Origin of the sequence: Pseudomonas pudica (genome assembly GCF_015680405.1) — a bacterium.
Lineage (GTDB): Bacteria > Pseudomonadota > Gammaproteobacteria > Pseudomonadales > Pseudomonadaceae > Aquipseudomonas > Aquipseudomonas pudica.
In genome coordinates this window covers 1-23,274 of record NZ_JADLJS010000015.1, presented here as the reverse complement: position 1 = coordinate 23,274, position 23,274 = coordinate 1, and the positions used below count along the sequence as shown (strand labels likewise).

General features: G+C 60.8%; 21 protein-coding genes. 12 read left to right on the top strand and 9 right to left on the bottom strand.

Annotated elements, in window-relative coordinates; translation table 11 throughout:
- The first annotated feature begins 67 nt into the window (after positions 1 to 67).
- The 3 genes from IRZ77_RS12945 to IRZ77_RS12935 all read left to right on the top strand — a co-directional run bounded on the left by IRZ77_RS12945 (position 68) and on the right by IRZ77_RS12935 (position 3,763).
- Positions 68 to 1,168 carry an SDR family oxidoreductase gene (locus tag IRZ77_RS12945; RefSeq protein WP_196173616.1) on the top strand — a complete coding sequence of 367 codons (1,101 nt, stop codon included), beginning with the start codon at positions 68 to 70 and terminating at the stop codon, positions 1,166 to 1,168.
- A 160-nt stretch (positions 1,169 to 1,328) separates the two neighbouring features.
- Positions 1,329 to 2,849 carry a sensor domain-containing diguanylate cyclase gene (locus tag IRZ77_RS12940; RefSeq protein ID WP_196173614.1) on the top strand — a complete coding sequence of 507 codons (1,521 nt, stop codon included), beginning with the start codon at positions 1,329 to 1,331 and terminating at the stop codon, positions 2,847 to 2,849.
- Between the two features lie 14 nt (positions 2,850 to 2,863).
- Positions 2,864 to 3,763 (top strand): DMT family transporter, encoded by a 900-nt coding sequence (locus IRZ77_RS12935; RefSeq protein WP_085598420.1) that lies wholly within the window; start codon positions 2,864 to 2,866, stop codon positions 3,761 to 3,763.
- A 48-nt stretch (positions 3,764 to 3,811) separates the two neighbouring features.
- Here the strand turns inward: IRZ77_RS12935 and IRZ77_RS12930 are convergent, their stop codons facing one another.
- From IRZ77_RS12930 to IRZ77_RS12915, 4 genes are all read right to left on the bottom strand, one after another.
- Positions 3,812 to 5,065, bottom strand: a complete 1,254-nt coding sequence (locus IRZ77_RS12930; protein ID WP_046613806.1) for an OprD family porin — start codon at positions 5,063 to 5,065, stop codon at positions 3,812 to 3,814.
- Positions 5,066 to 5,123: 58 nt separating this feature from the next.
- Entirely contained in the window at positions 5,124 to 6,428 is a 1,305-nt protein-coding gene (locus IRZ77_RS12925; RefSeq protein WP_046613807.1) for a CitMHS family transporter, read from the bottom strand.
- Between the two features lie 124 nt (positions 6,429 to 6,552).
- Positions 6,553 to 7,866 carry a C4-dicarboxylate transporter DctA gene (gene dctA, locus IRZ77_RS12920; RefSeq protein ID WP_108481905.1) on the bottom strand — a complete coding sequence of 438 codons (1,314 nt, stop codon included), beginning with the start codon at positions 7,864 to 7,866 and terminating at the stop codon, positions 6,553 to 6,555.
- 72 nt (positions 7,867 to 7,938) lie between these two features.
- Complete coding sequence (locus tag IRZ77_RS12915; protein WP_080958408.1) at positions 7,939 to 9,018, bottom strand: 4-oxalomesaconate tautomerase; 1,080 nt, start codon at positions 9,016 to 9,018, stop codon at positions 7,939 to 7,941.
- Between the two features lie 147 nt (positions 9,019 to 9,165).
- On the opposite strand from IRZ77_RS12915, the gene IRZ77_RS12910 reads away from it, so the two are divergent.
- Positions 9,166 to 10,059, top strand: coding sequence for a LysR family transcriptional regulator (locus IRZ77_RS12910; protein ID WP_016714082.1), 894 nt, complete (start codon positions 9,166 to 9,168; stop codon positions 10,057 to 10,059).
- Positions 10,060 to 10,119: 60 nt separating this feature from the next.
- Here the strand turns inward: IRZ77_RS12910 and tcuB are convergent, their stop codons facing one another.
- The 3 genes from tcuB to IRZ77_RS12895 form a co-directional block, all read right to left on the bottom strand.
- Positions 10,120 to 11,301, bottom strand: coding sequence for a tricarballylate utilization 4Fe-4S protein TcuB (gene tcuB, locus IRZ77_RS12905; protein WP_230386319.1), 1,182 nt, complete (start codon positions 11,299 to 11,301; stop codon positions 10,120 to 10,122).
- On the bottom strand, positions 11,282 to 12,736 hold the full coding sequence (gene tcuA / locus IRZ77_RS12900) for an FAD-dependent tricarballylate dehydrogenase TcuA (protein ID WP_196173612.1): 1,455 nt from the start codon (positions 12,734 to 12,736) through the stop codon (positions 11,282 to 11,284). The genes tcuB and tcuA overlap by 20 nt, the downstream gene beginning before the upstream one ends.
- Positions 12,737 to 12,884: 148 nt before the next feature.
- Positions 12,885 to 13,805, bottom strand: coding sequence for a LysR family transcriptional regulator (locus tag IRZ77_RS12895; RefSeq protein ID WP_046613812.1), 921 nt, complete (start codon positions 13,803 to 13,805; stop codon positions 12,885 to 12,887).
- A 328-nt stretch (positions 13,806 to 14,133) separates the two neighbouring features.
- Between IRZ77_RS12895 and IRZ77_RS12890 the strand changes: the two genes are divergently transcribed.
- From IRZ77_RS12890 to IRZ77_RS12860, 7 genes are all read left to right on the top strand, one after another.
- Entirely contained in the window at positions 14,134 to 14,490 is a 357-nt protein-coding gene (locus IRZ77_RS12890) for a metalloregulator ArsR/SmtB family transcription factor (protein WP_046613813.1), read from the top strand.
- Between the two features lie 112 nt (positions 14,491 to 14,602).
- Positions 14,603 to 15,664 carry an ACR3 family arsenite efflux transporter gene (gene arsB / locus IRZ77_RS12885; protein ID WP_046613814.1) on the top strand — a complete coding sequence of 354 codons (1,062 nt, stop codon included), beginning with the start codon at positions 14,603 to 14,605 and terminating at the stop codon, positions 15,662 to 15,664.
- Positions 15,665 to 15,667: 3 nt separating this feature from the next.
- Complete coding sequence (gene arsH / locus IRZ77_RS12880; RefSeq protein WP_196173610.1) at positions 15,668 to 16,384, top strand: arsenical resistance protein ArsH; 717 nt, start codon at positions 15,668 to 15,670, stop codon at positions 16,382 to 16,384.
- A 23-nt stretch (positions 16,385 to 16,407) separates the two neighbouring features.
- Positions 16,408 to 17,412, top strand: coding sequence for an ArsJ-associated glyceraldehyde-3-phosphate dehydrogenase (locus tag IRZ77_RS12875; RefSeq protein ID WP_046613816.1), 1,005 nt, complete (start codon positions 16,408 to 16,410; stop codon positions 17,410 to 17,412).
- 9 nt (positions 17,413 to 17,421) lie between these two features.
- The gene (arsJ, locus tag IRZ77_RS12870; protein ID WP_196173607.1) at positions 17,422 to 18,666 is read left to right on the top strand and encodes an organoarsenical effux MFS transporter ArsJ; all 1,245 of its coding nucleotides are present in this window, start codon (positions 17,422 to 17,424) and stop codon (positions 18,664 to 18,666) included.
- Positions 18,667 to 19,208: 542 nt separating this feature from the next.
- Positions 19,209 to 19,802 (top strand): GNAT family N-acetyltransferase, encoded by a 594-nt coding sequence (locus IRZ77_RS12865; protein WP_196173605.1) that lies wholly within the window; start codon positions 19,209 to 19,211, stop codon positions 19,800 to 19,802.
- Complete coding sequence (locus IRZ77_RS12860; RefSeq protein WP_085598401.1) at positions 19,799 to 20,158, top strand: cupin domain-containing protein; 360 nt, start codon at positions 19,799 to 19,801, stop codon at positions 20,156 to 20,158. Before IRZ77_RS12865 ends, IRZ77_RS12860 begins: the two co-directional genes overlap by 4 nt.
- A 145-nt stretch (positions 20,159 to 20,303) precedes the next feature.
- Here the strand turns inward: IRZ77_RS12860 and IRZ77_RS12855 are convergent, their stop codons facing one another.
- Entirely contained in the window at positions 20,304 to 20,789 is a 486-nt protein-coding gene (locus IRZ77_RS12855; protein ID WP_085598399.1) for a glycine zipper domain-containing protein, read from the bottom strand.
- Positions 20,790 to 20,981: 192 nt separating this feature from the next.
- Positions 20,982 to 21,683: a DUF2238 domain-containing protein gene (locus tag IRZ77_RS12850; RefSeq protein WP_108481901.1), complete on the bottom strand. Its 702-nt coding sequence runs from the start codon at positions 21,681 to 21,683 to the stop codon at positions 20,982 to 20,984.
- 227 nt (positions 21,684 to 21,910) lie between these two features.
- On the opposite strand from IRZ77_RS12850, the gene IRZ77_RS12845 reads away from it, so the two are divergent.
- Positions 21,911 to 23,131, top strand: coding sequence for a zinc-dependent alcohol dehydrogenase (locus IRZ77_RS12845; protein WP_046613842.1), 1,221 nt, complete (start codon positions 21,911 to 21,913; stop codon positions 23,129 to 23,131).
- Positions 23,132 to 23,274 lie beyond the last annotated feature (143 nt).

Here is a 23,274-nt window from a genome sequence, read left to right as displayed (position 1 = left end):
AATTCCTTGACTGTAGAGTACGCTCTACACCTTAGCCTGCGCCGATCATCCAGACAAGGACTCAGATATGAGCGTGGAATGTTTCGTCACGGGCGGCAGTGGGTTTGTCGGCCAACACTTACTGGCCCGTCTTACTGCGACAGGGCACAAGACCTGGGTGCTCATGCGCAACCCTGAAAACATCAAGCGCCTCAAAGAGCAAGTACGGCAACTGGGAGGTGACCCTGCGTATATCCATGCAGTCGCAGGAGATATCAGCCGGGAAGAACTTGGACTCAGCGAAGCAGACAAGCAATGCGTGTCATCGTCCACTGTAATCTTCCACCTCGCGGCGCAGTTTACCTGGGGCCTGACAATGGAGCAGGCCCGTGCAGTCAATGTGCAAGGGGCGCTGAGAGTCGCCAGGCTCGCGGCGAGCCAGCGAATCCGCTTGCTGATGGTGGGCGGCTACATGCTGCAGAACCTTACCCATCTGGCAAGTATCGGGGTTGATAACGAACACCCAGAAAACACCAATTGGCCTGCAGTATACGGCCGTGTGGGGGGCTACGAAGGCAGCAAGCTGGAGTCTCATTTCGCAGTCATCCGCTACATGCAGGAGGTAGGTGCGGATTACACGATCGTTCATCCTGCTACGGTATGTGGCCATAGCGAAAGTGGGCATATTCTTGAAGGGCAACCTCTGGCCGACCTCATTCGAAATCTCGCACTGGGCCGGTTAAAGGCTGTCCCGGGTTCCGCCAGGCACTGGTTGCCATTGGTCAGCGTCGATTATCTGGTAAAGATGATGACCTGCGTGGCGTTCGACCCTTCGATGGCCAACCGGCAGGTCCTGGCGCTGTATGAACACACCCCGAATCTGCAGGGGATGCTCGAGCAGCTGGCACAAACGCTGGACATCAAGGCACCCCGCCGCCATGTACCCATAGGGTTGCTCAAGTGGCTGTTGGCGATTCCCGGGCTGGCCACCCGATTATCGATCAGCGCCGAGTCATTGAACTTCATTCAGACGCAGCGCTTCGACATGAGTGACAGCCTGAAACTGGAACAGAAGTATCAGTTGGCACATCCCGATATGGCGCGAACTTTGGAAAGGACCGTGCGCTACATCCAGGGTAACTTGCCCAATCGTCACGTTCACACTTCTGCAGACCTTGCCGGCAGATAACCAACGGGGCCTGAAAGAGCGCGTGATTCTGTCGGACATTCCAGCAATACAGGTGTTATATTATTGCGCGTGAACCAGATGGTTACTTCCTGACCGTCTGGTTAGTTAAAGCGTGTCGACGCTCAACTTGGTCCTTGGGGAAAAAGGCGTGTGAATTGACGTGAAGCGTGACATCCACCTCGTTGTGCTACTGCTATCGGTCATCGGTTGCTCTCTCGCCTCGTTAACGCTGTGGAAAGTCATGGCTTCTCGCGAGCGCGCCCTGGAAGACGTCAATGTCCATGGCCTTAACCTGACCCAGGCACTTTCCACCTATTCGGAAGGTATCGTCCGACAGAGTTCGATGCTGTTGCTCGGCCTGGTCGAGCGCCTGGAAACCGAGGGCGCCGGACCTGCGCAAATCGAACGCCTGGGTCAGCTGGTCAAGCGTCAGCAGCCGTTGATGCCGCCGATGAGCGGCATCACTATCTACGCAAGGGATGGACGCTGGCTGATGTCGTCCAACCGTCCGATCCCCGACGGTGCCAACAGCAGCGACCGAGCCTTTTTCATCCACCACCGTGACAACCCATCCCGCGACCCCTTCATCGGCCTGCCAATCCGTAGCCGCGTCAATCAGGAATGGGTGATCACCATCAGCCGGCGATTCAACGATGAGCATGGCGAGTTCGCCGGCGTTGTCGCCATGACACTTGGCGTCGAGAACTTCCTCCAGCTTTTCGGCAAACTGGATGTCGGCCATGACGGTGCCATCGGGCTGGCCTATACCGACGGTTCCATGCTGGTGCGCTACCCTTTCCGGGAACAGGACATGGGGCGCAACTTTTCGAAGTCGCCCATCTTTACCAAGTATCTCGTTGACCAGTCAGCCGGCACCGCATCGTTCACCTCCAGCCTGGACGGCGTGGAGCGCCTCTATGCGTTTCGCAAGAGCGACAAGCTACCCTTGGTGACAACAGTTGCACTGGGCAAGCAGGAAGCACTCTCGGCCTGGCGGCTCGAGGCGCTGCTGTCCTCACTGGTGGTCGTGGCGCTGCTCGCACTGATCGGAGCCATTGGCTGGCTGCTGATACGTGCCATGAGCCGGCGAAGCGCGGTCGAAAACGAGCTGCGACTGACCCAGCAGCGGTTGCTTGAGAGCAATCAACGGCTGGAAAGCCTGGCGATGCACGATGCGCTGACGGGGCTCGCCAACCGGCGCTGCTTTGACGAGGCGCTGACCCAGGAAATCCGCACGGCTCATCGAAACGGGACCACGCTGGCTTTGCTGATGATCGACATCGATCACTTCAAACGCTACAACGACACCTACGGGCATCCGGCTGGCGACGCCTGCTTGCAGCAGATGGCTACCCTGCTCTCTTCCTGTATCCGCCGCCCTCGCGACCTGCTGGCACGCTACGGCGGTGAGGAAATGGCGGTGATCCTGCCCGATACCGACAATGACGGAGCAGCTGTCGTTGCCAGGTTGATAATCGAGCGCCTGGCCTTGCAACCCGTCCCTCACAAAGGCAGCCCTTTCGGACATGTGACCGCCAGTATCGGCATCGCCTGCTCCGATGGGACGGCCCTCGACAGTCCGCCATCGCTGATTGAACGCGCCGACCAGGCGCTCTATATCGCCAAGCAAGCAGGCCGTAATTGCCTGCATGTCGACCAAACGAATGTACAAAGCCAATGACACGGAATGTATTGATGCACTCTCATTTCGGCAAAGGCGTCCTCTTTGCACTCAGCGCCGCGGCACTGAATGCAACGATCGGCGTACTCAGCAAGGTGTTGATGAACAGTGGATTCAGCTCCAGCAGCATCGCCCTGATAAAAACCGTACTTGGCTGCCTGCTGCTGTCAGCCTTGCTCATGTTCCTCAAGCGGCCCCTGCATACGGCCAAGTGGCTTCCTGCAGCCGTTTGCGCCTTTCTCGGCATTTTCGTGCTGTTCCATTTTGAAACCTCGGCCTATAGCCATTACGCCGCGGCAGGCGTCGTGGTGATCCTGATGGCAAGCGCCTCCATTTCTTCGATATTGCTGGGGCGGATAGTCCTCAAGGACCCCATCACCGCCAATGCGACAGTAGGCGCCGGGTTGGCGATAGCCGGTATTGCCGTGATCTTTGGAGCCGACCTGGAACAAGGCTTCACCCTGCAAGGCGCAGTGCTCGCTTCGATCGGAGGCTGCGGTTATGGCGCATTTTCGGTTGCCATGAAGCGCATGGGCGTTTCCGGGGGGCTGCATTTCACCCGGCAACTGTTGTTTTTCGGCAGCCTCTACCTGCTGATGCCGGCTGCGACCGATGGGTTCATCGTGGGAGAGCTGTCGCTGGCGGCAGTCATGGCATTGCTGGCTCTGGCCGCGTTGCCGACCATCCTCGGTTTCTTCTGTACCACCAAGGCCATCGAATATCTGAAGCCGTCGCAAGTCCAGGCACTGGAACTGACTGAGCCGCTGTTCGCCGCGCTGCTGGCGTTCGTGGTCCTCAATGAGGTACCGCGAGACACGTTGTACCTGGGGGCCGGGCTGATCCTCTTCGGATTGTGTTTCTCCAATGAGTTGATCCGACTGGGCAAGAAAGCGCCACAGCCGTCCGAAGCGTGAAGCGCGTGCGAACAAGCGCCCCGAAGCGCGCATGCTCGCGCGGCCGCATTACCAGATCGCTATATCGTAGGTCAGGTAGATCCGGTTGCTGTCGCGCCCTCGGGAAAAGTCAGAGCGGTAGACGTAGTTGCGAACTTTCACGCCCAGCCCTTTCACGGGCCCGGACTGCACCACGTAGGCGAGCTCCACGTCACGCTCCCACTCGCTGAGGCCGGCGTCAGCAGAGCGACCGTTGTCCCCGCTCAGGTAGCGCGCCATGAAGGTGAGCCCGGGGACACCGGCCGCGGCAAAGTTGTAGGCATAGCTCGCCATCCAGGTTTTCTCTTCTTCCTCGATGAACTTGCCGATGCCCACGTTGCTGAACGAGTAGACCGTCGCACCGCTGATATACGGCAACCCAGCCTCGCCATCGAGAATCTGGTAACCGGCGCCGAAAGTATGACCGGAATGAGCGTAGGACAGCTGCCCACTGAACATGTCGTTGTCGATCTGACCACCATGAGCGGCCCCGCTGTCGCGGCTCTTGAAATAGCGCAATTCGGCGGTCAACACGCCGCCGGCCAATGGCAGGTCGTGGACCAGGCCTAAATAGTCCTGACGATAGAAGTGTTCGAGCTGGCCGTGGAAATAGCTCAAGCGCAGCTGCTTGCTGACGGCATAGTCGGCCCCGGCAAAGTTGAAATCGCCAGACTCACCGCCACTGTAACCATCCAGGAACAGGCCGGTGCTGTCGGAGGAGTCCCGCTGCTTGAAGCGGTTCAGGTGGCCGGCGGTCAGGGTCAGGCCATCGACATCGGTGCTGGTCAGTTGCGTGCCCTGGTAGGTTTGCGGCAACAATCGCGCATCGTTGTACACCAGCACCGGTGTCTTGGGCAGCAAGGTGCCATGCTTGACGATGGTCTGCCCCAGGCGCGCCTTGGCCGTCACCCCGGCACTGGCGAACTCGTTCGCGGCACGGCCATCGTCATGCACCGGCAGCAAGCCGGTACCGCTGCGCCCGCGGCCCGAATCGAGCCTTACGCCTACAAGCCCCAGGGCATCGAGCCCCAGCCCGAGCGGGCCTTGGGTGAACCCTGACTGGTAGTCGAGCAGAAACCCCTGCGCCCATTCCACCCGCTCGCTCTTGGCATTTGCAGCAGCGCGGGCGCTCATGCCTTGTTCGTCGCGGAAGTTTTCGTTGAAGTAAACGTTACGCAGCTGCAGCTTGAGCTTGCCGTCGTCGATGAATCCGGCAGCGCCGGCCACAGGCAGCCAGCCGCAAAGCAGGCCACAGGTGGCCCCACGGAAAACAGTTCGGGACATTTTCGATACTCTGTTGTTGTTCTTGGATGAGGTGGGCGCCAGCGGCGCCCGAAGCAGATCAGACGAAGAAGGACAAGGCACCCGTGACCAGGGCCAGTGCGGTGATGACCAGCGATGTCAGCACCGCCCATTTCACGGTGGCCTTCTGGAAGTCGCCGATGTCGCGATCGACCATGCCCACCAGCAGCAAGGTCGAGGCCACCAGCGGGCTCATCAGATGCACCGGCTGCCCCAGCACCGAGGCACGGGCGATTTCAACCGGGTCGATGCCGTAGGCGGCCGCAGCGTTGGCAAGGATCGGCACCACGCCAAAGTAGTAAGCGTCGTTGGACAGTACGAAGGTCAGCGGCATGCTGGTCAGCGCCACCACCAGCGGGAACCAGTGGCTCCACGCCTCGGGAATCCAGTCGACCAGGGTCTGCGCCAGCGCATCGACCATCTTGGTGCCCGAGAAGATCCCCGCGAAGATGCCTGCGGCGAATACCAGCAGTACCACGGTCATGGCGTTGCCAGAGTGGGCGAGGATGCGCTCTTTCTGCAGCTCCAACTGCGGGTAGTTGATCATCAGCGCTGCGACGAAACCAATCATGAACAACAGAGCGGAGTGCATGACACCCATCACCAGCGCCGTCATGACGGCAATCACCAGCACCAGGTTCACATACGCCAGACGCGGGCGCTTGTGCGGATTGTCGCCGAGGATTTCCTTGATGTAGCAGTTGCCGCCACCCGACTCCAGGGCGATGTTGCCGATGCGTCGGCGCTCGGCTCGGCCCAGCAGGAAGGCGGTGAACACCACCCAGGCGGCACCGCCGATCACGGTCGGCAACATGGGGATGAAGTACTCGGTCGCATCCAGCCCGAGCGCGGCAATGGCCCGGGTTGCCGGCCCACCCCAAGGGCTCATGCCACTCATGATGCTCAGCGACAGCATGGACACCGTGGCCAGGATCATCGGGTTCATGCCAATGCGCTTGTACAGCGGCAGCATGGCGGCGCAGGTGATCATGTAGGTGGTGGTGCCGTCACCGTCGAGCGCCACCAGCAACGACAGCAGCGCGGTACCGATGGCGATCTTGACCGGGTCGCCATTGACGCGCTTGAGGATCTTGCGGATCAGCGGGTCGAACAGGCCGGCATCGATCATCAGGCCGAAGAACAGGATGGCGAACAGCAGCAGCGCTGCCGAGGGCGCCACCATTTTCAAGCCATCAAGCATCATCTTGCCCAGTTCGGGGGCGAAACCACCGATCACAGCGAAGACAATGGGTACCACGGTGAGCGCAACGATTGGCGACAGGCGTTTGCTCATGATCAGGTAGGTGAAGGTCACCACCATGATCAGGCCCAGGAGTGCGAGCATGGTCTTTTCTCTTGTTTTTATTCTATTGCGGCCATCGGCAAGGCAGACGGCCCCCTACCCCACTCGGCATCGCCAGGATGCTGAGTGGGATTCTAATTCAACAGTGGGAGGTGGAAGTGGCTTTTCAGCCGTGATGCCGGGGCTCGGCAGACCAGTCGGCCTGCGCAGCATCCGCCTTGTCCGGTACAACCGGAACGCCGTTCAAGCGGCGCAGCAAGGTTTCCCGTTCGCAGGCATTCTCCGACAGCGAGATGACCACGGTGGCCACGGCGTTGCTGGCCAGGCTGGTCAGGGCACGCGCCTCGGACATGAAGCGATCGATGCCGATCAGCAAGGCAAGCCCTGCCAACGGGATGTCGTGAATGACGGTCAAGGTCGAAGCCAGTGCAACGAAGCCACTACCGGTCACGCCCGCTGCGCCTTTTGACGACAACAGCATGATCGCCAGCATCGTCACCGTCTGGCCGAGGCTCAGGTCGATGTTGCAGGCTTGAGCGATGAAGACCGCCGCCAACGACAGGTAGATGGCAGTACCGTCGAGGTTGAAGGAATAGCCGGTTGGCAGCACCAGCCCGACCACGCCTTTCTTGCAGCCCAGTTTCTCGAGTTTTTCCAGCATGCGTGGCAGCACGGGCTCGGTGGACGAGGTGCCGAGCACCACCAGAAACTCCTCGCGGAAATAGCGCAGCAGCTTCCACAGGCTGAAGCCATGGGCACGGCAGATGCCGCCGAGTACCACCAGCACGAAGAATGCACAGGCGATGTAGAGCGTACCGACCAGCTTGGCCAGCGCCCCCAGGGACGTCACACCGTACTGCCCGACGGTGAACGCCAGCGCACCGAAGGCGCCGACCGGGGCGAAGCGCATCAGGTAGCCAAAGATGCGAAACACCATGCTAGAGGCAGACTCCAGCACATCGAGTACCGGCTTGCCCTTCTCGCCCATGGACGACAGGGCAAAACCGCTGAGCACCGCGATGAACAGCACCGGCAGCACTTCACCCTTGTTGAACGCCCCGATGAAAGTGTCGGGAATGATGTGCATGAAGAAATCGACAACACTGAGTTTCGCCGCAGACGCGGCGTACTGGCCGAGCCCCTCGGTGCTAAGCGTGGCCGGGTCGATGTTCATGCCGACCCCGGGGCGGAACAGGTATACCGCTGCCAGGCCGATCATCAGGCTGATAACGGTCAATACCAAGAACAGCAGCAAGGTCTTGCTCATCAAACGCCCGAGGGAGCGCTTGTCGGTCATCCCGGCAATGCCGGTGACGATGGTGCAGAAGACCACCGGCGCGATCATCATCTTGATCAGCTTGATGAACGCATCACCCAGGGGCTTGAGCGCAACGGCCTGTTGCGCCCAGAAGTGACCGACCACCACGCCCAGCAGGACGGCGCAGAGGATCTGGAAGTACAGCGATTTGGCGAGTCTCATGAGGCATCACCCATTGTTGAAATTGTGCGGATGCGCTTGTTGCAAATGTAAAAGTGTGGGCTGTCGCCCGACCTACCCCGCCAACCTGCGGAATGTAGGGGCATAAACGAAGCCTGAGAACAGCCGCCGGGCAGTTCGCACCACCGAGGCCTGAATCGTCTTGCCATCGGCACCGCTGCGTGACAGCGCGACATCGATACCGCCGCTTGGGTGTTCCAGGCGCACCTCGGCCAGTTGCTCGGCACCCTCGCCCAGCAGTTCGCCGATTACCGTACCTGGGCTGACGCAGGCAGTCGCCAGCCCTATCGCTCCGGTGATGGCCAGGGCGCGATGGCAGTTGTGCGGCATGAAGTAGCGAACCTGCAACGTGCCGTCATAGCGGGGCTTGGACACCAGAACAGGCTTCGGGATGACCATGCCGCTGACATCACCCAGGCCCATGGCCTTGCCGGCCTTCAGGCGCAACGCCTCGAGGCGTTCGAGCAATCCGCCGTTGGCGTCGAGTTCGGCCGGGGTTTCCGAGCCGGTGACACCCAGCTGGCTGGCCTCTATCACCATCATCGGCATGGCCATGTCGATGCAGGTGACCGGTACGCCATCGATCACATCCTTGGCCTTGCCGGTCGGGAACAGCTTGCCGGTCTTGCTGCCGACCGCATCGAGGAAGGTCAGGTGCACCGGGGCGGCAGTGCCCGGTACACCATCGATCGCCGTGCGGCCTTCATAGCGCACGATGCCGCCGGGGGTTTCCACCAGCGAATTGACGAAAGTGCCGGTGTTGAGGTTGCGAATGCGTACCAGCGTCTTGCCGTCCTGCCCTTTGACAAGGCCTTGCTCGATGGCGAAAGGGCCAACGGCGCACAGCATGTTGCCGCAGTTGGGCGCAGTATCGACCCGGCGCTGGGCGACCATGACCTGCACGAACAGGTAGTCGACGTCGGCGTCGGCATGCAGCGAGGGGCTGACAATCGCTACCTTGCTGGTCTGCGGGCTACCGCCACCGATGCCGTCGATTTCCAGTTCATGCCCGGAACCCATCAGGTTGAGCAGCAATTCGTCGCGTTCGACCACATTGGCAGGAAGGTCCCATGCATGGAAAAAGGGGCCCTTGGAGGTGCCACCGCGCATGAGTACGCAAGGAATTCGTTGCATGATTTCGCACTCTTGTTGATCAATGGACATCATTGATGCTGTGGACAAAAGATTGACAGGGATGGATAAATCAATCCAATGCAAATATCGTAGTCATTGTTCCGATTTGAGCATCAATACAGAGCCCAATGCCAAGAGCGATCCGAGATGGAATATGAGCTGCAAGACATACGATCTTTCGTGAAAATCGCCGAACTCGGCAGCTTCCACGAAGCCGCAGAAGCGCTGCACCTGTCCCAGCCCGCCTTGAGCCGACGAATCAAGAAGCTCGAGGAAGGCCTGGGCACTTCGTTGCTGGAACGCACTACTCGTCGCGTCAGCCTGACCAGCGTCGGGCGCGATTTCCTGCCCAAGGCCAGGCGCCTGCTGGATGACTTCGAAGACTCGATCCTGAGCATCCGCGAACTCGCAGAACGACAGACCGGTCAGGTGACCCTCGCCTGTATTCCGACCGCAGCGTTCTATTTCCTGCCGTCGGTGATCCGCGACTACAACGAGCAATACCCCAAGATCCGCATTCGCCTGCTGGACCTCAGCGCCAACGACGGGCTCGAAGCCGTGCTGCGCGGTGAAGCCGATTTCGGCATCAACATGATGAGCGGCCAGCACCCGGACATCGAGTTCGTCTCCCTGGTACAGGAGCATTTCGTCCTGGCCTGCCGCAGGGACCACAAGCTGGCGAACCGTGAAGCCGTCACCTGGACAGAACTGGCCGACTACCGCCTGATCGGCGTAGGCCGGCTCAGTGGCAACCGGATGTTGCTGGACCATGCCCTGTCCGGGCTCAACCTGCGGCCCAAGTGGTTCTATGAGGTTCAGCACCTGTCCACCTCGCTGGGCATGGTCGAGGCCGGGCTGGGCGTATCGGCCATGCCCAGCCTGGCCATGCCCAACGCCGACCACCCGACGCTGGTCAGCGTGCCGCTGATCGAACCCCAGGTAACCCGTACCCTGGGGTTGGTCTACCGCAGAGGGGCGTCGCTGTCGCCAGCAGCGGAGAAGTTCGTGTCGATCCTGCTGGACAAGTGGCCCAATCGCTGAACGCAGCCGCGTGCTTCTGGCTTGACGCGGTGCAGGGGAAATACGAGCTGTGTTCATGGCTCACTCCCCTCCCAGGCCCAGCCGGTTGGGCCGGCGCTTCTCGATTGCAAACTTGAGCAATGCCGCGCTGCGGAACAGCCCATGGGCAAACTTGCCATAGGGCAGCGTGATGAAAAGCGCCATCACGGTACCCAGGTGAATCGCCAGCATGATCGCCATCGCGGCGGTATCACGCAGGCCCAGCAAGGCAAGGCCGGTGGCGCTTACCAACAGCAGAAGCACAATGAAGGCCCGGTCCATGGGGCGCTGGGCCACATCACCCTGCTCCGGCGCCCTGCGCAGGTTCAGTGCCAGCAACCCGGCCGGCCCGACAATCAAGCCAATTCCGCCCAGGGTTCCGAGCAACACCGGTGCGCTCAGCAGCGGGTACGGCGCCTGCTGGCCCAGCAGATAGTGATACCCGGTGGCGACCACCGTGGCGGCAAAGCACAGCATGAAGCCGTAGAAGGTGAAGTGATGGAAGCGACGGCGCCAGAGCGTGTAGCGATCATCGGCGTTGTTGCAACCTTGGCCGTGCCCGCCGTCCAGGTATTTCAGGGTCAACGCCGCGCTTGATGCCTCAAGCACTGCCCCTTTTGCCGGTTGCGCCAGCGCCTCGGCAGGCGAGACCGAACGCCAGAAGCGACGTACCGCCACCGTCAGTGCCAAGCCTGCAGCGACAAAGACGCAACCGAACATCAGCGCCAGGGTGTTGTGCGGGAAGATCGCATAGAAATTGCCCGCCAGCCGACCAGGTAGCAGCGTGCCATTGATCCACAACGCCAGCAGCAGGAACAGCGACAAGGCCACTGCCAAGGCACTGGCAACATAGACGCCGTTGTGCCGGTACAGCCGGCCGAACAGGGCCGGCCATGCGTATTCGGCGTAGGTTTGCCCGCGCACCTTGGCCATCGCCTGGGGTACGTTGACGGCGAATTCGTGAGGCTGCGCGTACTGGCAGGCATGCAAGCAGGCACCGCAGTTGTGGCACAGGTTGGCCAGGTAATGGATGTCGGCCTTGCCGAACTCCAGCCTGCGGGTCATCGCCGGGAAAACGGCGCAGAAGCCCTCGCAGTAGCGACAGGCGTTGCATATCCGCATTTGCCGGTCCACTTCCCGCTCTTCCAGGTTCAATACCGGGATCAGTTCGAGGGCCGACCCGGCGGCATCAGGCTGGCGTGGTTCAGGCAGTTGCGCAGTCATGGCGGTTCTCTTTTTCTGGATGTTCGTAACCTGCCGCCGCAGCGGCGCTGGTCCCGGCGATACGGCCGAAGGCGGTGCCGATGGACATGCCGACACCTGCGGTGTAGCCCTTGCCCAGTACATTGCCCGCCATCATCTCGCCAGCAACGAACAGGTTCGGGCTGGGACGTTTGTCGAAATGAACCGCGGCGGTTTCATCGGTGCGCAGCCCCAGGTAGGTGAAAGTCACGCCAGGGCGCAGCGGGTAGCCGTAGTAAGGAGGTGTATCGATCGGGCGAGCCCAGTGGCTTTTCACAGGTTCCAGGCCAACGGTGTGGCAGTCGTCCAGGCGGGTGTGGTCGAAGGTACCCACCTGGCAGGCTCGGTTGTAGGCATGCACGGTTTCGAGGAAGGCCTGCACAGGCAAACCGAGCAGGCCGGCCAACGCCTCCAGGCTATCGGCGGTGGCGCCCGGGAAAACCGGCGGCATGAAGCGACCGAGCGCTTTCTGGTCGATGATCGAGAACCCCACCTGCCCTGGTTGATGCGCCACCAGGCGCCCCCAGATGGCATACCGCTTGGGCCAGAAGTCCTCGCCTTCATCGTAGAAGCGCTGGCCGTCGCGGTTGACCACCACGCCTAGCGACACACAATCGATGCGCGTGCAGATACCGCCATCGTATAGCGGAGCGCGGGCATCGATCGCCACCATGTGCGCCTGCGTCGGGTCGCCAATCGTGTCGGCACCCTGTTCGATCATGCGGCGCAACAGAACACCGTCATTGAAACGCGTGCCACGGATCAGGAAGTTGTCCGAAGGCCACTCCCCTCGCTCGTTCTGCCCCCACGCCTCGCGCAACCATTGGCGGTTGGACTCGAAACCACCGGCAGCAAGCACACAGGTACGCGCCTCGATGCGCTCGGCGGGCAGCGGACGCCCCCGAACCTCGCGCGCAGGCACATGGGCCGCGACGAAGCGTCCGTCCTGCAGTTCTATGTCGGCTACGGGGGTGTCGTAGCGTATCTGTACGCCAAGATTTTCGGCGCTGCGGAAGTAGGCATTGACCAGCGCCTTGCCGCCGCCCATGAAGAAGGCATTGGTCCGTGCGGTGTGCAGCGCACCAGACAATGACGGCTGGAAGTGCACGCCATGCCGGCGCATCCACCCGCGGCAGCTGGAGGATGCGCGAATCACCAGGCGCGCAAGCTTTTCGTTGGTCTGGCCACCGGTGACCTTCAGCAGGTCCTGCCAGAACTCCTCTTCCGGGTACGCCTCGAGCAGTACGTCCTGGGGGCCATCATGCATGCACCGCAGGTTACGCGTGTGTTGTGAGTTGCCACCACGCCAGGCGCGGGGTGCGGCCTCGAGCAGCAGCACGCTGGCTCCGGCCTCTCGCGCCATCAGCGCGGCACAGAGGGCGGCATTGCCCCCTCCGATGACTAGCACATCGATCATTTCGCCTCCAGATCACGAAGAGCCGAATGTTCGGCTGCTCCTCGTGACCGGGGACTTTAATGAGTGCCTTATGGGTGCGAAACGCGATCGTCGGGGGGAGGCATTCAGTTTTTCTAAAGGGGCTGGATGAGCGCACCCAGCGTCTGGGTCAAAGCAGCCGGGCCCCAGGCCATCGGCCCTGTTCCACCAGATCCCGAGCGACCTCCTGCAGTACAATCCGCGTTGCCAGCGCTGCTGGCGAGAGCTCGTCATCAGTCAGGCTGACAATTACATTGCGACGCTGCGCCTGTGCTTCATCGATGGCAAACACGCGCAAGCCTGCCTGATGCGCACGGGCCACCGTCGCGCCGGGCTGGATGGTCGCGGCATGACCCGCACACACGCAATCCATCAACAACGACAAACCATCGACCTCCATGACGATGCTGGCCTCCAGCCCTGCCCGCTCGAAGATCGAGCGCAACGTCGTGCGCAGGCCATGCTGCGTGCTGGGCATCACCAAGGGGAGCGTCGCGATCTGTTGCAATGTGAGCGACTCGCCCCACTCGGCCTTGACCAGCGGGGCGGGAACCAGCACGAACAGCCGCTCCGTGAGAAGCGCCCGCACCTCCAGCCGCGGCCCCGTCTCTGCCTGGAACAGCACCGCCAGGTCAAGGTGCCTGGCATTGAGCTGGTTCATCAGATAACCGGACAGCATTTCCACCAGGTGCAGACGGATGTCGGGATAGCGTTCGCGCATACGGTCAATCAACGCCAGGCCAAGAATCGATGCGGTGGTCGGTGCCAACCCCACGCTGGCGTAGCCGCTCATGCGGCCGCTTTGTGCCGCCAGCACAGCATGCTCCGCCTGGCGAAGCGCCAGCCGCGCATGATATTCGAAGGCCAGGCCCGCCGCCGTCGGCGACACGCCTGTGCTCGAACGTGTCAAAAGCCGGGTACACAGCTCGCTCTCCAGCTTGGACAGCTGTTGGCTCAATGCCGAGGCGCCGACCCCGAGTTCGACCGCAGCCCTGCCAAGGCTGCCGTACTCCAGAACACTCAGGAAATAGCGAAGCTGACGTAACTCCATACAGATCTCTTCAACGATGGGGGCAGGCCTGGCGCATGTTAAACGTATTTGCACAGCGTGGGCGGTCAAGCCTTGATCGACAGGACGCTACGGTGGAACTGGCCCGCCCTCATGGAACCGCACATGACTCATTGAATTGGCAGGGTAGGCGGACTGCTTGCGAATTCAGTTCGCCAAGCGTCAGCGCAGCCCACAAGCTGGGCGATCTCCTGCAAGGCCTTCTTTCGTCTGCAGGAATCAATCTGGCAGGCCTTGCAATACATGCGAAAATTCATATATTTGAAAAAACATATATATCAAGCATGAAAAGCAAACACCGAGAACCACCATGACTGACTCGCTGACCCCGACCCAGGTATTCAAATGCCTCGCCGACGAGAACCGCATTCGGATGATGCTGCTGATCGCTCGTGAGGAAGAGCTGTGCGTGTGTGAACTGATCTGCGCCCTGGAAGAAAGCCAACCCAAGGTTTCCCGGCACCTCGCACAACTGCGCACCTGCGGCCTGCTTGAAGATCGCCGGCAGGGGCAATGGGTGTATTACCGCCTGCATCCAGAACTGCCCGCCTGGGTACGCGATGTCCTGGTAACCACGCTGGAAGCCAATCGCGAATGGTTGGGCACCAGCGCCAAACGACTGGACACCATGGGTGACCGCCCTCAGCGCGTCGCTGCCTGCTGCTGACTACTGTCGAAAAAAGGCATTTCTCGCATTGCCTTTCGAACGACTGGATGCCGCCCGGCTCAAGGCCTAGCTGGCGATCATCGAAACGCTCTGACGTTCAGGGAGATACACCATGAGCAAAAGCCGGCTTTCCTTCCTCGACCGCTACCTGACGGTCTGGATCTTCCTGGCCATGGGCCTGGGGATCGCTCTCGGCAGCCTGTTCCAGGGGTTGCCAGCGTGGCTGAACAGCCTGTCGGTGGGCTCGACCAACATCCCCATCGCAATCGGCCTGATCGTGATGATGTACCCGCCATTAGCCAAAGTGAAATACGAGGAGTTACCGCAGGTCTTCAAGGACAAGCGCATACTCGCCCTGTCGCTGATCCAGAACTGGGTGATCGGCCCGGTGCTGATGTTCGGGCTGGCAGTAGTGTTCCTTTCCGACAAGCCCGAGTACATGACCGGCCTGATACTCATCGGTCTGGCGCGTTGCATCGCCATGGTGCTGGTATGGAATCAGATCGCCGGCGGCAATAACCAGTACGTGGCTGGCCTGGTCGCCTTCAACAGCATTTTCCAGATCCTGTTCTTCAGCGTGTACGCCTGGATCTTCCTGGGCCTGCTGCCGCCACTGTTCGGCCTGGAAGGTAGCGTCATCGAGACTAGTTTCCTCGATATAGCCCAATCGGTGCTGATCTACCTGGGTATCCCGTTCCTTGCCGGTTTCCTGACCCGCAAGACCCTGATCGGCCGGAAAGGTGCCACCTGGTACCAGGAGCACTTCATTCCGAAAATCAGCCCGCTAACCCTCGTGGCGTTGCTGCTGACCATCGTTGCCATGTTCAGCCTGAAAGGCGACATGGTGCTGCAACTGCCGCTGGACGTGCTGCGCATCGCCACCCCGCTGACCATCTATTTCGTGGTGATGTTCTTCATCAGCTTCTGGATGGGCAAGCTGCTGGAGGCCGACTACCCCCGCACCACTGCGCTGGCCTTCACTGCGGCAAGCAACAATTTCGAACTGGCCATTGCCGTGGCCATCGCCACCTTCGGCCTCGCCTCGCCGGTCGCGTTTGCCACCGTCATCGGGCCCTTGGTGGAAGTGCCGGTACTGATCTCGCTGGTTGGCGTGGCCTGGTGGCTCAAGCGTCGCTGGTTCGATCAGCCATCTGGCGCCTTGTCTCAGGAGTAAATCATGACCGAACACCACATTCCCAACATCGACAACGATCTGGTCGACCTGCCGACAGCAGACAAGCTGGCAGTCGAGCAAAAGTCCACCCACAAGCCTCGCATCCTGCTGCTGTACGGCTCGACCCGCGAACGCTCCTTCAGCCGCCTGCTGACCGAAGAAGCCGCCCGCCTGCTGGAGCACTTCGGTGCCGAGACGCGAATCTTCAACCCGTCCGGCCTGCCATTGGCAGATGACGCGCCCGATGACCATCCGATGGTCAAGCAGCTGCGCGACCTGGTGCTGTGGTCGGAAGGCATGGTCTGGTGCTCTCCGGAACGTCATGGCGCCATGACTGGTGTGTTCAAGTCGCAGATCGACTGGATCCCCCTGAGCATCGGCGCCGTACGGCCGACCCAGGGCAAGACCCTTGCGGTCATGCAGGTATGCGGCGGTTCGCAGTCGTTCAACGTGGTCAACCAGCTGCGTGTGCTTGGCCGCTGGATGCGCATGTTCACCATCCCCAACCAGTCGTCCGTACCCAAGGCCTACCTGGAGTTCGACGAAACGGGCCGCATGAAACCGTCCCCGTACTACGACCGTGTCGTCGATGTCATGGAAGAGCTGGTGAAGTTCACCCTGCTGTTGCGCGACCGCGCCGACTACCTCGTCGACCGCTACTCCGAGCGCAAGGAGTCGGCCGAGGAACTGTCCAGGCGTGTCAATCAACGATCCATCTGAAGTCACAACTCGAGAACAAGACCATGGCAATCAAAGTAGGCATCAATGGGTTTGGCCGTATCGGTCGCCTGGCGCTGCGCGCGTCCTGGGGCTGGCCGGAATTCGAATTCATCCAGATCAATGACCCGGCCGGCGACGCCCAGACCCACGCCCACCTGCTCAACTTCGACTCGGTCCACGGGCGCTGGGATCGTGAAGCCGGGGCAGATGGCGACTCGGTGGTGATCGAGGGCAAGCGCATCAAGGTCAGCGCGAACAAGAACATTGCGGACACCGACTGGTCGGGCTGCGACCTGGTCATCGAGGCCAGCGGCAAGATGAAGTCGGTAGCGGTGCTCCAGGCCTACCTGGATCAGGGCGTCAAACGTGTGGTGGTCTGCGCTCCAGTGAAGGAGAAAGGCGCCCTGAACGTGGTGATGGGGGTCAACCAGCACCTGTTTGACCCGGCGCAGCATCGTATTGTCACCGCCGCCTCCTGCACCACTAACTGCCTGGCCCCGGTGGTCAAGGTGATTCACGAGAGCCTTGGCATCCGCCACGGCTCGATCACCACCATCCACGACCTGACCAATACCCAGAGCATCCTTGATACGCCGCACAAGGACCTGCGTCGCGCCCGTGCCTCGGGCATGAGCCTGATCCCGACCACTACGGGCTCGGCTACCGCAATCGCCGAAATCTTCCCTGAACTGCGCGGCAAGCTGAATGGCCATGCCGTGCGTGTACCGCTGGCCAACGCCTCGCTGACCGACTGCGTTTTCGAGGTGGCGCGTGAGACCACGGCTGAAGAGGTCAATGCGTTGTTGAAGGTTGCTGCCGAAGGCCCGTTGAACGGAATCCTCGGCTACGAAGAACGACCACTGGTGTCCATCGACTACCGAACCGACCCACGGTCTTCGATCATCGATGCGCTGTCGACCCTGGTGGTCAATGGCACCCAGGTAAAAATCTATGCCTGGTACGACAACGAGTGGGGCTACGCCAACCGCGCAGCGGAACTGGCGCGAATGGTCGGCATGGCGGAGTAGACGGCAATCATGAAGGCGTTGTCAGCCCTGTCCATGGAAGTGCGTCAGTACCTGCTGGTTACCGGCAACTACTGGGCCTTCACCCTCACCGACGGCGCGTTGCGCATGTTGGTGGTACTGCACTTCCATTCACTGGGCTACACGCCGTTGCAAATCGCGGCGCTGTTCCTGTTCTACGAAGTGTTCGGCGTGATCACCAACCTGGCAGGCGGCTACCTCGGCGCCCGCCTGGGGCTGAATCGCACCATGAACATAGGCCTGGGCCTGCAGGTCCTGGCCCTGCTGATGCTCACGGTACCGGCAGCCTGGCTCACGGTGGCTTGGGTGATGATGGCCCAGGCGCTTTCCGGCATCGCCAAGGACCTGAACAAGATGAGCGCCAAGAGCTCCATCAAGCTTCTGATGCCGGACAGCCAGCAAGGCACGCTGTACAAGTGGGTCGCCATCCTGACGGGCTCGAAAAACGCGCTCAAGGGCGTTGGTTTCTTCCTTGGCGGCGCCCTGCTCGCCCTGCTCAGCTTCACCCTGGCGGTGCTGGCCATGGCGGCGGTACTGGCATTGATCTGGATCGGCAGCTTGATCCTGCTGAAGAAGGACCTGGGCAAGGCCAAGGCCAAACCGAAGTTCCGCGACATGCTGTCCAAGAGCCGGGCCATCAACATTCTCTCGGCCGCACGGCTGTTTCTCTTTGGTGCCCGTGACGTCTGGTTCGTCGTGGCTTTGCCGGTGTACCTGAGCACGGCTTTTGGCTGGGACTTCTGGCTGGTCGGCGGCTTCCTGGCTGCATGGGTAATCGGCTACGGCATTGTCCAGTCACTTGCGCCCCACATCACTGGCAAGAAACGCGGCCATGTGCCCGACGGTCGCGCGGCCTTCATCTGGGCGATCGCCCTTGCCGGGCTGCCGGCGCTCATCGCCCTGGGCCTGTCGGCAGGCTGGTCGGCGCAGGTGGTGCTAGTGGGCGGGCTGATGCTGTTCGGCGTGCTGTTCGCCGTGAATTCATCACTGCACAGCTACCTGATCGTCAGCTATGCCAAGGAAGACGGGGTATCGCTGGATGTGGGCTTCTATTACATGTCCAACGCGCTAGGGCGGCTGGTCGGTACGCTGCTTTCCGGTTGGGTGTTCCAGGCTTATGGGCTCGGAGCCTGCCTGTGGATCTCCACAGCGTTTGTTCTGCTGGCTGCCCTGATTTCTATCGCATTGCCAAGGCATGCTGCCGGGGTGCTCCAGGCTAGCGAAGATAAAAGGTAAAGGGGTGATCCACAGCTGCCCACAATCGATCCTTGTCTGTCGTAGTCGCGAATGGCGGCTAACTACCCATTGCGTAAATCTGTAACGGGGGCCGTTTGGGGGCCCATCGCCGGCAAGCGCGGCTCCCACAGGTACAGCGCATACCTGAAGGCTGGTGGTATTCCTGTGGGAGCCGGCTTGCCGGCGATGAGGCCGGTACTGACTACAGAGCTTTGGATCAGTGTCCGCCGTGGGCCGGTAGCTGCCTTTCGTGACATACGACCTCCATACGGGGCTCACCCCTGCTCTGTTTCCGGCCCTCCCCCCAATGGGCGTACACATCGCCCGTTTCTCGCCTAACCACCTCCGGTAACTGCACGATCAATTCCCCAGGCATGAGCCATCAGACGGCAACCTGTCTTTGTGCATGGGACAGCGTCGCACACCGTGCTGACGGTGTTCGCCCACAGCATGATGGGCACCGTTCAACCCGCCTACCCTGCCTCCCTGCCAAAGGCGTAATCCTTGAAAACTAACCACCCGATCCCATGGGAGCACTGTACATGCCTATCGACTTCAGGCCCGCTCAAGCCTCGGACGCGCACGATATTGCGCGCTTCTTTCAACTGACATCGGAGGGCATGGCCGATTACATATGGAGCAAGCTTGCCGCTCCTGGAGAAGCATTGCTGAGCGTCGGTGCGTCTCGCTATGCCAGGGAACAAGGCGACTTTTCCTACAAGAACTGCCTGATGGCCACTTTCGAAGGGCGTGTCATCGGCATGATGCATAGCTATGCCTTGCACGAGACCCCTGACAGGTCTGTCGAGGCAGACCCGGTCCTCGCGCCTTATTCCGAAATGGAAATACCCGACACCTTGTACATATCCAGCCTGGCCCTGGATGAAGCCTGGCGCAGCCAGGGGCTGGGCGTCCAGTTTCTTCGCCACGCCCAGCAGCGCGCCGAGGAGTCGGGCCTGAATGGGCTATGCCTGATCGATTATGCAGAAAACCACGGTGCACGCCGCTTCTACGAACGTCAAGGTTTTCAAATTGTTAAAACCTGCCAGATCGTTCCGCACCCGATGCTGGGCGTAACCGGTGAAGCCTATTTGATGTATCGCCCTAACCAAAACGTGCTCGAGAAAAAGCCATGAACAAGAAACTGACCGTGTTCCGCGAACTGGATATCCAACCGATACGCGACCTTCCCTTTTTTGAAGAGGTGGTGGAAGGCACCCCTCATACGCTGACGTCCAAGTACTATCACGATGAACAGCAAGGTCGCATTTCCGGAGAATGGGAAGCCAGCACCGGAGCGTGGCGCATCGACTACAAGGTTTGGGAGTTCTGCCATGTCCTGAGTGGATGCTGCGTCATCGAGCTTGAGGGTTGCGCCCCCATCAAACTGGCCGCTGGCGACACGTTCATCATCGAACCGGGCGCCAAGGGCAAATGGACCGTGCTGGAAGACATGAAAAAGAACTTCGTGATCCTCTTGCCAACGAACTAGGCGCGGCAGACCACAACAGCCCTCTACCTCATGGCTGCGCTGTCGCGCATGGAACAGAGCCTTTGCGGGAGCGGCCTTGTGTCGCGAAAGGGCCGCAAAGCGGCCCCAAGCAGGTAAAGAAAACAGCGTAACCGCCTCGGCGAGATCAGTCGTCGTGGCGGTGTTTGTTGCGCCAGCCGTAGTGATGGCCACGGTCGTGGCGGTGACGACGCCAGCCCCGATCGTCGTCATCGTCGTCATAATCACGGTAGCGATGCCCGCTCTCGTCATCGTATTCCCGGCCCATGTGGTTGCCCAAGGCACCACCCACACCGCCACCGGCTGCTGCGCCGATCATGCTGCCAGTGGTGCCGCCCATCTTGCGACCCACCACGTTGCCGCCAGCTGCACCCAGTGCGCCGCCAATGGCCGCCTCTCCACGGCTGTGCTTGTCGGCACCCACCGCACCACCGGCCGCGCCACCCAGGCCGGCGCCGATTGCCGAGCCGGTGCTGCCGCCGATCGACTGGCCGACTACCGAGCCCAATACTCCACCCAATGCGCCACCTATGCCTGCTTCGGTATTGCCGCCTGCCGACGCAACGCCGCTCAGCAGGCCAAGTGACAACAACAGAATCGAGGAGTACTTCATTTGTGAAAGCCTCAAAGGGATACGGAGGCGATCCTGAGGCTCTGGACAGGGGCTTACAATGGAAATCCGACGAGTGACAAGACTTGGAAAAATTCCCCAAGTTATTGTTTTCCCGATGGAAACTTAAGGGATTTTCAACGGTCACAGGCTGATTGCAAAAAGCCTTTCCAGCGATGGAGAGGCCTTTTGTTTCTACCCGTCACCCGTGCTCCCCTCCAAACTCACTACCCTTCTGCCCCAGACCTTGATTGCCCCAAACCGCTGGATCAACAAGGTGACAAGTGCACCGAGCAAAGCCAGGGCCATGTCCTTTTGCGCATCCCAAGGGTCTTGCTGGGTAGCGACAAAGGCTTGTGCCTGATCATCACCCAGGTATTGGCCACCTATCCACTCCAGCAGCTCGTACAGCGCCGATGTGGCGAGGACGAAGGAAACAGTACACAACGCCAACCAGCCGCCTCGCAACAGGGCCTGGCGCTGGAGCAGCTCCCTGATCGGCAGGACGAACAAAAGGCCGTAACTCAGATGCACCAGACGATCGAACTGGTTGCGCTGCCAGCCCATCCAGGCATTCAGAGAGTGGTCGGTAAGCGCACGCAGCCAAGCGTCATAGGGGACTTTGGCATAGGTAAAATGCGCTCCTAGCTCGTGAATCGCCAGCATCACCACGATTGCCAGGTAAGCATGCCGAGAAAAGCGCCAATAACGGCTGGTCGCAGCCAAGGTGAGCAGGAGTGTCAGCGGCAAAACGTTTTCGAGCCACCAATCCGCACGATCAAGCGGCGCAACCCCCGAGGCAAGCATCAGCAACATGGCCGATGTCAGCAAGCCCGCGACTTGGCGTGGCGTGGCCGAAGGGGCAAAGCTTGTTTGCAATGCTGGATTCTTGTTCATGGTTTTACGCTCGGCTTGAGCACGGTTGAGCCTGGCAGGACAGCTAAAGTTTCCTCCGGTCGCCGGTTTCACCTGATGCCATGTCACCCCAATGACAGTTCTTCATGGTGTTGAACGGGGCCAGTAACACTGAAACTTGCCACTGGACGATTCCACCTGAACTTTCCCTGTCTCCTTGGCTTCCCCTGCATAGACCATCCGGACCCGCCTCTGCAGGAGATGAACCAATGAGAGCACTGACATACCACGGAACCCAGGACGTCAGGGTCGACAATGTCCCCGACCCGCTCATCCAGGACGAAGACGACATCATCCTTCGGGTCACCGCTACCGCCATCTGCGGCTCCGACCTGCACCTCTATCATGGCAAGATTCCACAGACAGAGCCGGGCGATATCTTCGGCCACGAGTTCATGGGCATCGTCGAAGAGACCGGCCGCGGGGTGACCAACCTGCAGGTCGGTGACCGCGTGGTAATTCCCTTCGTGATCGCCTGCGGCAGCTGCTTCTTCTGCCAACTCGACCAGTTCGCCGCTTGCGAAACCACCAACACCGGCCGCGGTGCAATCATCAACAAGAAAAGCATCCCACCCGGCGCCGCACTGTTCGGCTATAGCCATCTTTATGGCGGCGTGCCCGGCGGCCAGGCGGATTTCGTGCGGGTGCCCAAGGCCAACGTCGGCCCGTTCAAGGTGCCTACCGCCCTGCCGGACGACAAGGTGCTGTTCCTCTCGGATATCCTGCCCACGGCCTGGCAGGCCGTTACCAATGCGCAGGTCGGCCCAGGCTCGACTGTGGCCATCTATGGCGCCGGGCCGGTCGGCCTGCTGAGCGCAGCCTGCGCGCGCATGCTGGGCGCCCAGACAATCTTCATGGTCGACGACAATGACTACCGCCTGGCGTTCGCTCGCGACGCCTACGGCGTGGTGCCGATCAACTTCGAGCAGGATGATGACCCGGCCGACAGCATCATCCGCCTGACCCCAGGCATGCGCGGTGTGGACGCAGTCATCGATGCGGTCGGTTTCGAGGCCAAGGGCAGTACCACCGAAACAGTATTGACCACACTGAAGATCGAGGGCAGCAGCGGCAAGGCGCTGCGCCAGAGCATCGCTGCGGTGCGCCGGGGCGGCGTGGTCAGCGTGCCTGGGGTCTATGCGGGTTTTATCCACGCCTTCATGTTTGGCGATGCCTTCGACAAGGGGCTGACGTTCAAGATGGGCCAGACCCATGTGCAGAAATTCCTTCCCGAACTGCTCGAACATATCGAGGCCGGGCGCCTGCAACCGGAACTTATCGTCACCCACCGCCTGGCCCTGGAAGAAGCGGCCCTGGGTTACAAGTTGTTCGACCAGAAGCAGGACGACTGCCGCAAGGTCATCCTCGTGCCGGGCGCTGCCGCCGGTACATTGGGGCCTGACCATACATTCGGTGGGATACAGCGATGATCGGCGCTGCACCCGGGGTTACCCGCTCTCCTGGAACGGCCCATAACTCATTGAGTTAGCAGGGACCCTGTGGGAGCGGCTTTAGCCGCGAACACCGCGCAGCCGGTGACATGCACCGCGTTGGATTGTTCGCGGCTAAAGCC

Bases quoted from the DNA above. Each gene is read 5' to 3' on its own strand.
- arsB (WP_046613814.1), top strand. From the start codon at position 14,603: ATGAGCAAAAGCCGGCTTTCCTTCCTCGACCGCTACCTGACGGTCTGG.
- IRZ77_RS12845 (WP_046613842.1), top strand. From the start codon at position 21,911: ATGAGAGCACTGACATACCACGGAACCCAGGACGTCAGGGTCGACAAT.
- IRZ77_RS12945 (WP_196173616.1), top strand. From the start codon at position 68: ATGAGCGTGGAATGTTTCGTCACGGGCGGCAGTGGGTTTGTCGGCCAA.
- IRZ77_RS12910 (WP_016714082.1), top strand. From the start codon at position 9,166: ATGGAATATGAGCTGCAAGACATACGATCTTTCGTGAAAATCGCCGAA.
- IRZ77_RS12875 (WP_046613816.1), top strand. From the start codon at position 16,408: ATGGCAATCAAAGTAGGCATCAATGGGTTTGGCCGTATCGGTCGCCTG.
- IRZ77_RS12890 (WP_046613813.1), top strand. From the start codon at position 14,134: ATGACTGACTCGCTGACCCCGACCCAGGTATTCAAATGCCTCGCCGAC.
- IRZ77_RS12895 (WP_046613812.1), bottom strand. From the start codon at position 13,805: ATGGAGTTACGTCAGCTTCGCTATTTCCTGAGTGTTCTGGAGTACGGC.
- arsH (WP_196173610.1), top strand. From the start codon at position 15,668: ATGACCGAACACCACATTCCCAACATCGACAACGATCTGGTCGACCTG.
- IRZ77_RS12935 (WP_085598420.1), top strand. From the start codon at position 2,864: ATGCACTCTCATTTCGGCAAAGGCGTCCTCTTTGCACTCAGCGCCGCG.
- IRZ77_RS12855 (WP_085598399.1), bottom strand. From the start codon at position 20,789: ATGAAGTACTCCTCGATTCTGTTGTTGTCACTTGGCCTGCTGAGCGGC.
- tcuB (WP_230386319.1), bottom strand. From the start codon at position 11,301: ATGACTGCGCAACTGCCTGAACCACGCCAGCCTGATGCCGCCGGGTCG.
- IRZ77_RS12915 (WP_080958408.1), bottom strand. From the start codon at position 9,018: ATGCAACGAATTCCTTGCGTACTCATGCGCGGTGGCACCTCCAAGGGC.
- IRZ77_RS12860 (WP_085598401.1), top strand. From the start codon at position 19,799: ATGAACAAGAAACTGACCGTGTTCCGCGAACTGGATATCCAACCGATA.
- dctA (WP_108481905.1), bottom strand. From the start codon at position 7,866: ATGAGACTCGCCAAATCGCTGTACTTCCAGATCCTCTGCGCCGTCCTG.
- IRZ77_RS12865 (WP_196173605.1), top strand. From the start codon at position 19,209: ATGCCTATCGACTTCAGGCCCGCTCAAGCCTCGGACGCGCACGATATT.
- tcuA (WP_196173612.1), bottom strand. From the start codon at position 12,736: ATGATCGATGTGCTAGTCATCGGAGGGGGCAATGCCGCCCTCTGTGCC.
- IRZ77_RS12850 (WP_108481901.1), bottom strand. From the start codon at position 21,683: ATGAACAAGAATCCAGCATTGCAAACAAGCTTTGCCCCTTCGGCCACG.
- arsJ (WP_196173607.1), top strand. From the start codon at position 17,422: ATGAAGGCGTTGTCAGCCCTGTCCATGGAAGTGCGTCAGTACCTGCTG.
- IRZ77_RS12930 (WP_046613806.1), bottom strand. From the start codon at position 5,065: ATGTCCCGAACTGTTTTCCGTGGGGCCACCTGTGGCCTGCTTTGCGGC.
- IRZ77_RS12925 (WP_046613807.1), bottom strand. From the start codon at position 6,428: ATGCTCGCACTCCTGGGCCTGATCATGGTGGTGACCTTCACCTACCTG.